Source organism: Oceanimonas marisflavi (assembly GCF_003049725.1).
Taxonomy (GTDB): domain Bacteria; phylum Pseudomonadota; class Gammaproteobacteria; order Enterobacterales; family Aeromonadaceae; genus Oceanimonas; species Oceanimonas marisflavi.
This window is the reverse complement of record NZ_QAGM01000065.1, coordinates 1-610: the sequence shown is the minus strand read 5'-3', so window position 1 is coordinate 610 and position 610 is coordinate 1. Positions and strand designations below refer to the sequence as shown.

Here is a 610-nt window from a genome sequence, read left to right as displayed (position 1 = left end):
GTTGCTCCAGAAGTAGATAGCTTAACCTTCGGGAGGGCGTTTACCACGGAGTGATTCATGACTGGGGTGAAGTCGTAACAAGGTAACCCTAGGGGAACCTGGGGTTGGATCACCTCCTTACCTTAATTCTCAGCGTCTGCTGAGTGTTCACACAGTTTGCTTGATATGCAGAGCGCTTTTGGTTTTGAAAAGGCGTTGTAACTGATTAGCCTACAGTCAGTTGCATCCATCATCAGCTCAGCCAAGCCCAGCACAGGTCGGAATCTTTTCTTGCCGCTCGGTCTCGCAGAGCTCGACACTCGCCTTTACAAAAATCATTGCGAAGCGAAGCTTCGCACCCATGATTTTTGTCCCCTTCGTCTAGAGGCCTAGGACACCGCCCTTTCACGGCGGTAACAGGGGTTCGAATCCCCTAGGGGACGCCATTCCTTGAGAATGCAAAGCTAAAAAGCTGTTTAGCTTTGATTTCTTAGTGAAATCTGCTCTTTAACAATTCGGAAAAAGCTGATGAATAAAAGTAGTTCTTGATACTGCAAGTGTCTTGGAACTTCTTGGCGAAATGTGTTGTAAGCATCAGTCACACGATGCGTACCGCCTTCATGAGTGTACC

The 610-nt window shown here is 47.9% G+C and carries 1 tRNA gene and 1 rRNA gene; both read left to right on the top strand.

The window, feature by feature from the left end:
* Positions 1-120, top strand: a 16S ribosomal RNA gene (locus DA373_RS16080); the annotation flags it as partial.
* Between the two features lie 229 nt (positions 121-349).
* Positions 350-425 (top strand) — tRNA-Glu (locus DA373_RS16075).
* Positions 426-610: the final 185 nt, after the last annotated feature.